Genomic DNA, 7382 nt, shown 5'->3' with positions numbered 1-7382 from the left:
GAGGCTGATATCAACGACCTGAAGGGCAAGGTCTTCAACCCAGTCACCAAGCTCAATGCCCAGGTGATCACTGCTATCCTGGGCAGCGCCCTCACCGACGACCGGGTGGTCAACAACAGGGTGGTGGCCGAGAAGGATCAGGCGAACATGACCCTGCCCTATCGGGTGCGCTTGAACTTCGACGCTTCCTTTGTTGGTCGTGACCGTCTGCGCATTCGTCTGCAGGCTCGCGATGCGGTAACCACCTTCTTCGCAGGGGATCCGGGCGTTGGCTTCCAAGGGGGGGGTGGCGGCACCTTCACGCTGGCCCAGTTACTCTATCAGTTCCCTGCTTTCGACCGCGCTGCCACCATCTACGCTGGCATCACGGGCACGGGGGTGTCCAGTGTCCTGCAATACAGCGTCCCCTTCGATGCCCTCTCGGACTTTGCCGACCTCCCCAACTCCACGGGAGATGTGCCCAGTGGCACGCTGTTTGGCTTCCGCTATCGCCTCAGCGATCAGTTTCGTCTGGCCTACGCCTACAGCACCCGCGGCGGTCAGACCTTGGGCAGAGGTTTCGGTGACAGCGGTTTGACCGGTAACGACAGTGCTCACACGGTGGAGCTGGGCTTTCTGCCGACGGAAAATCTGGAGCTGTATTTGCAATTTGCTTCCACCTATCTGCAGGACGCTAGCCGCGGCCCCGGTTTCCTGGCTACCGGCAGCAGCCTTTTCCGCGGTCCGCTGCGCCGGAATGACGTCACCCCCTCGGCTCGGGTCAATGCCTTTACAGTGGCTGCTAACTGGGAGCTGAGCCCCCGCATTATCCTGTCCGGCTGGTTTACGGCGGGCAACGTTGACTATAACCTGCCCAATGTGGTGCCGGCTGGCACTATCGATCCCGGCGATGAAGACTTCAACGGGTTCTTGCTTGGTTTTGCCTTCCCGGATCTCTTCATTGAGGGTGCCAAGGGTGGTGTAGTCTTCGGTCAGCCGATTGTGACTACAGACAACGACGGGGTTTGGGATACTCGGCCCTTCATTGTGGATGTCTACTACAGCTTCCCAGTGAACGAGTACATTACCCTGACGCCCGCCGCCTACTTTGTGAGCAACCCCAATGGGGGCAGACCAGGGGACAACGACCCGACCATTGGTGTGGGCGCTCTGCGGGCAGTGTTCACCTTCTAATCCCTTGCTCTCCCGCCTAGGTTAAAAACAACGGAGGGATCCGCTGCGGCGGATCCCTTTTTTATGGAAAGTCTCCCAAGCCTTGCCCTGGAAGACATCGAGCAAGTTGGAGCGGGCGCCGGGAAGCTAGGGGTTACAAAAGGCGCACTGAGCCGGATCTGCCCAGGTCTCTGCCACAGGCTCGGTGTGGGTGTGGGAACAGCGGGCACAGCCATACACCCACGCCTTGGTTACAGGGGTGGGGGCACCACACTGGCCGCAGGGCAGCCCAGGCAGCGCACGGATGCGCCAGTAGCCGGGAGTGCCGCAGGCGGGGCAGAGGCTTTGGGCTTTGGCGATGAGGTTTTGGGTGGCTGCCGCAATCACCTGCAGGCGGGTTGGGTTGTACAGGGCCCGCATATCGGTTTCCAGGTGCAGCCCTCCCTGGCGGGCCAGCAGCTCTTCCACCACCTGCTTTAGGGTTGCTTCGTCTTGGATCCCTTTGTGGATAAGTTGGGGGTTTTCCGGCTGGTCGAGGGCGATCAGGCCGTGCTGTGGGAACCCCACCTGTCGGGCAAAGTCGAGCGCTTCTGCCCAGCTCTGCACCCAGCGGTGGCTGAAATTGGTTTGCACGCTTTCTGCATAGCCCACCAGCTCCAAGGGATCCGCGTCAGGTTCAAAAACCTTGAGCATGACCCACTCCTGGTTCCAAGGGATCCAGGGAAGCTGGGGGTGGGGGCCGAAAGATCCCTCGCTGGCCAAAAGCAAGGGGGCAGGACAAACTTGGCGGGCTCTCTCAATCTTTAGGCGTAGGGTGTGGATGGGATCCCCCGGTCGGGGCCGCTCCCGTGAGAAGGTGCCCAGTTGGTCGGTGTCGAGAGGTACCACTTGCACCTGGATCCCCAGGTGTTGGGCCAAGAGGGGGCCAATCACTTGCTCCTTGCGATGCAGGGTTGCCAAGTAGGCAACCCGACCTTTCCATTGCATAGACTCAGGCCCGACCCCGATCCGGCAAACGAAGTCTACAGCTTTATTGTTGGGCTCATCGGATGGCTCAAACCAGGGGACTGGGTTCTGCCGCCAAGCCCAACTGGGCGACGGCCTCGGCCAAAGCAGCCTCCCGGCTCTCTACAAACCGCTCTGCCGGCAAGGGCAAACGTAGGCTTTCCAAGCGCTGTCGGATCCGGCCCCTGGCCCCGACAATCCACACCTGCTTGCCGCGATCTAGAGCCTCACGAATGGCATTTTCTAGAGAAAGCGTCGCCGAAACCCCCAGCATCGGCACATCCGACAGATCCACCACCAAAGCTTGGCAAGAAGCCACCGCCTGGTGTTGGCGGGAAATGGCCTGGGAAACCCCGAAGATCATCGGGCCGCTCAGGTAAAACAGCAGCACCTGGCCGCGGCCCTGGCGCAGCAATTCCTTTTCCCGCGGCGTGAGATCCACCGCATCATCCGCATCGGTAATGGCTTTCACCTCTTCCGACTGCAGCTCGCTCAAGCGCTGGATGGTGAGCAAGTTGGCCACAAACACCCCCACTCCCACGGCAGCGATGAGATCCACGAACACCGTCATGAACATCACCCCGTACATGATGGCCGCCCCTTTGAGGGAGAGGCGGTGGGCCCGCTTCAGGAAGCTCCAGTCGAGGATATCCACCCCCACCTTAAAGGCGATCCCCGCCAGCACCGCCATCGGGATCCCTTGGGTGAGGGGAGCGGCAAACAGCACCACCATCAAGAGGATGAGGGCGCGGGTGATGCCCGCCAAGGGCGTACGTCCCCCCGTCTGGATGTTCACCACCGTGCCCATGGTCGCCCCTGCTCCCGGCAACCCCCCCAGGAAGCCGGAGACCAGGTTGGCGATCCCCTGCCCGATCAGCTCTTGGTCAGAGTCGTGGCGGGTGCGGGTGAGGTTGTCGGCAATCACCGCCGTCAAGAGGGTGTCGATGCAGCCCAGCATGCCCAGCACCACCCCGTCCAACACCAAGCTGGCCAAAGATGAAAAGGGCAACTGTGGCCATTGCACCTGGGGCAAGCCGGTGGGGATGGGGCCAATGCGCCGCAACTCCCAGTCAGCCATGAACCAGTTGGCCACCAGCGTTCCCAGCACCAGGGCCACCAACTGGGGCGGCACCGCCCGTCGCCAGGGCTTGGGATAGAAAAAGAGGATGGCCAGCGTCAGCAGCCCCAACCCCAGTTCCGGCACCTTGAGGTTAAGCAGGTAGGTCGGCAGGTTCTGCACCGACCCGATCACTCCCCCCTGGCTGGCGTGGCCCAACAGCGGCGGGATCTGCAGCAAAATCATGATCCAGCCAATTCCCGACATAAAGCCGGAGATGACGCTGTAGGGCATGAGGGTGATGTATTTGCCCAGCTTCAGGGATCCAAACAAAATTTGAAACAGGCCCCCCAGCATGACCACGGTAAAAGCTGGCCCCAACCCCTGATCCGGATAGCTGGCGGTAACCTTGGCAACCACCGCCGTCATCATCACCGTCATCGGCCCGGTGGGTTCGGAGATAAGGGTGGGGGTACCGCCGAACAGGGCGGCAAAAAAGCCCACACACACCGCCCCGTACAAACCTGCCACCGGCCCCGCCCCGGAAGCCATCCCAAAGGCCAGAGCCATCGGCAGCGAGACAATCGCCGTCGTCAGCCCGCCGAAGAGATCCCCACGCCAGTTTTCTAGGCTTAGCCGCCGCTGCCAATCCAGAAATCTCCTACCGCCGGCCTGCTCTTCTTTCGCTTGCTGCAGCATGCTCCACCGCTCTCGACACTATGTAGGTAGGCTACCATTGAGCGTTACCATAAAGACTAGACTAGAGAATAGATTTCTATCTATAAGTTTCTTCAGGGATCCCCTTTCGGCGCCGAGTTTGGGAAACTCTCTCTGCCAAGCAGAGCTGCCTGCCGACAGCCACTCTACCCCAGAATGGTAGACTGGAAACACCTGGATTTTGGGTTACTGCCCTAGGTTGCCGACTGTTGGCGGGCAACAACCTTCTGACCTTGCACCCTGCCCGCGCCCAAGTCCACCGGGATCCCTCACCTCTACCTCCATCCCATGAGCGACAACGAATTGACCGCGCGCATCATCTCCACCGACTTGCAGCGGGAGATGACGCAGTCCTACCTGGAATACGCCATGAGCGTGATTGTCGGGAGGGCTCTGCCAGACGCGCGGGATGGCTTGAAGCCGGTGCATCGCCGCATCCTCTACGCCATGCACGAGCTGGGCCTGACGGCGGATCGGCCTTTTCGCAAGTGCGCCCGCGTTGTCGGGGATGTGATTGGGAAATACCATCCCCATGGGGATCAGGCGGTTTACGAAGCGCTGGTGCGCATGGCCCAGGACTTCTCCATGCGGGAGCGCCTGGTGGACGGGCACGGCAACTTCGGCTCCATCGACAACGACCCGCCGGCGGCCATGCGCTACACCGAGTGCCGCCTCACCGCCTTTGCCCAGGAAGCCCTGCTGCAGGATATCGACGCCAACACCGTTGACTTCATCGACAACTACGACGGATCCCAGCAAGAGCCGCTGGTGCTGCCGGCGCGGATCCCGCAGTTGCTCTTGAACGGCTCTTCCGGGATTGCTGTGGGCATGGCCACCAACATCCCGCCCCACAATCTGGGAGAGCTGGTGGACGGCCTGATTGCCCTCATCCACAACCCCAACCTGACCAGCCTGGAGTTAATGCAATGGATCCCGGCCCCCGATTTCCCCACCGGCGGGCTGATCATGGGCCAGGAGGGCATCCGCGAAGCCTATACCACCGGGCGCGGCTCCATCACCCTGCGGGGGGTGACCACCATCGAGACCATTGAGCAGCGGGGCCGACCGGCGCGGGACGCCATCGTGATCACCGAGCTGCCCTACCAGACCAACAAGGCAGCCATGATTGAAAAAATTGCCGAGTTGGTCAATGAGAAAAAACTGGAGGGCATTGCCGACATCCGTGACGAGAGCGACCGCAGCGGCATGCGGGTAGTCATTGAGCTGAAGCGGGATGCCCAACCGCAGGTGGTGCTCAACAACCTCTACAAGCAAACCCCCCTGCAGAGCAACTTCGGGGTCAACATGCTGGCCATCCTCAACGGCGAGCCGCGCACCCTGACCTTGCGGGATGCCCTGCAGGCTTTCTTGGATTTTCGGGCAGAGGTGATCGAGCGGCGCACCCGCTACGAGCTACAAAAGGCGGAGGAGCGGGATCACCTGTTGCAGGGGTACCTGGTGGCTTTGGGGCAGTTGGATCGGGTGATTGCCCTTATCCGCGGAGCTGCTGATACTGCCACAGCCCGCGCTGAGCTGCAGAGCCAACTGGGGCTAAGCGAAGCGCAGGCCGATGGCATCCTACAAATGCAACTGCGCCGCCTTACCGCCCTGGAAGCGGAGAAAATCCAGGCCGAACACGAGGACTTGCTGCGGCAAATTGCCGATTTGCGGGACATTCTGACTCGGCGGGAACGGGTGATGCAAATTATCTGCGAAGAGCTGCAGCAGCTTAAAGCCCGCTTTGGGAGTCCGCGCCGCTCCCGCCTCTGCCTCGAGGACGGTGAGCTGGAGGTCGCCGATCTCATCGAGAACCGCGAGACGGTTATCTTTCTCACGGAGCAGGGCTACATCAAGCGCACGGACATCGAAGAGTTTCAGGTGCAGGGGCGGGCCACCCGTGGCAAGGCTGGCACCCGCATCAAAGACGACGATGCCATTGAACAGTTTTTTGCCTGTCGCAGCCACGACACCATCCTCTTTTTCACAGATCGGGGGATGGTCTATACTCTGCCTGCCTACCAGATCCCTCAAGGGAGCCGCACCGCCCGTGGCAGCGCCATCGTCCAGTTGCTGCCCCTGAGCCGGGAAGAGCGGGTTACCTCGATGGTGCCCGTGAGCAAGTTCAGCGACGACGAATACTTGGTGATGCTCACCCGTGGGGGGTACATCAAAAAAACGGCCCTCAGCGCCTTTGCTAACGTCCGCTCCAACGGCCTAATTGCCATTTCTCTGGAGGAAAACGATGAGCTGCGCTGGGTGCGCCGCGCCCGCTCCAGCGACGATGTAGTGATGGCAACCCGCCAAGGCATGTCCATTCGCTTCCGTGCCGACGACGAGCAACTGCGTCCCTTAGGGCGGCCTGCTCGCGGCGTGCGGGCCATCACCCTCAACCCCGGTGACGACATCGTCAGTATGGACATCATTTTCGCCGAGTCGGTGATGGCCGCTGAGCGAGAGGGGGAGGGGCTGGCCAACCCCTGGGTGTTGGTGATCACCAAAGAAGGGCGGGGCAAGCGCTCGGCCATCGACCACTTCCGCCAGCAAAACCGGGGTGGCAAGGGGGTGATCGCCACCAAGTTCCGCCAGGAGTCGGATGAGCTGGCTGCCCTGCGCATCGTCAATGCCGAGGACGAGATCCTGTTGGTAACCGCCAGAGGCATTGTCATGCGCCAGTTGGCCAAGGCCATCCCCACTCAGTCTCGTGAGGCAACAGGGGTGCTGGTGCAGCGCCTGGATCCCGAAGACAGCATTGTAGGAGTGACGGTGGTGCCCGCTTCGTTTATCGGGGATCCGGCAGAAGCTGAAGAGGAGCCGGCAGATGGGCTCCCCAGGCCGACAGTTGATCCCTGAGGTACGGCATTTGCCGCTTGGGAAGGGTGGGATCCCGTACCGAAGGCAGCAAGGCGCAGGTGCTAAGTTGGGCATAGCCCAAATTGCGGGAGCGGTGAGAGCCTGAGGGATCAGGCAGGCCGTCCAGTTGGGCTTTACCTGCTGTGTTTGGGGAGCTTGGTAACTCCATGTCCAGCCCAATCAACTTCATTCCTGGCTTTGAGGCTGTGCCAACGCCTAGCCCCAACAACCGGCTCTGGCAATACCTGCAGTCGCAGGATCCCAGCGTTTTTCAGGATATTGCCCGCAATTCTTCCCCAGAGGTGCTGGAGATCCTGGGCTATAACATCCGCAGCCTGCTGGGCAGTTTGCCGTCCGACCAATTTGGCGTTCAAATCGTCACCAACCGCGAGAGTTTGGCAAAGATGCTCTCGGGTGCCATGATGGGGGGCTATTTTCTGCGGGTGATGGAGCAGCGCCTGGCCCTGGAGCAGTCTTTGGGCAACTCATCCGCCGCTGTCCCCTCTTCCCAACCGCCAACACCGGATCAACCTCCAACAGCGGAGGGAGGCAGCGCCCAGTAGCTCCGGGCTCAGCCTTGCGGGCCTGAAACCAAGTTCAA

At 61.2% G+C, this 7382-nt stretch carries 5 protein-coding genes; 3 read left to right on the top strand and 2 right to left on the bottom strand.

All coding sequences use genetic code 11. The features are described 5' to 3' along the window. A partial coding sequence (locus tag NW863_RS10505) for an iron uptake porin (RefSeq protein ID WP_414366218.1) occupies positions 1–1173 on the top strand: 1173 nt, incomplete at its 5' end. Positions 1174–1299: 126 nt separating this feature from the next. On the opposite strand, the gene NW863_RS10500 is transcribed toward NW863_RS10505, so the two are convergent. Beyond that, positions 1300–2112, bottom strand: a complete 813-nt coding sequence (locus NW863_RS10500) for a DUF6671 family protein (protein ID WP_414366217.1) — start codon at positions 2110–2112, stop codon at positions 1300–1302. 94 nt (positions 2113–2206) lie between these two features. Further along, positions 2207–3913: a SulP family inorganic anion transporter gene (locus tag NW863_RS10495; protein WP_414366214.1), complete on the bottom strand. Its 1707-nt coding sequence runs from the start codon at positions 3911–3913 to the stop codon at positions 2207–2209. A gap of 306 nt (positions 3914–4219) precedes the next feature. On the opposite strand from NW863_RS10495, the gene gyrA reads away from it, so the two are divergent. Then, entirely contained in the window at positions 4220–6781 is a 2562-nt protein-coding gene (gene gyrA, locus NW863_RS10490) for a DNA gyrase subunit A (RefSeq protein ID WP_414366212.1), read from the top strand. A 167-nt stretch (positions 6782–6948) separates the two neighbouring features. Further along, on the top strand, positions 6949–7344 hold the full coding sequence (locus tag NW863_RS10485; RefSeq protein WP_414366210.1) for a DUF760 domain-containing protein: 396 nt from the start codon (positions 6949–6951) through the stop codon (positions 7342–7344). Positions 7345–7382 lie beyond the last annotated feature (38 nt).

The sequence above is a fragment of the Synechococcus sp. B60.1 genome (genome assembly GCF_047462555.1).
In the GTDB taxonomy this organism is placed as follows: Bacteria; Cyanobacteriota; Cyanobacteriia; order Thermostichales; family Thermostichaceae; genus Thermostichus.
This window is presented reverse-complemented; position numbering and strand designations above follow the sequence as displayed.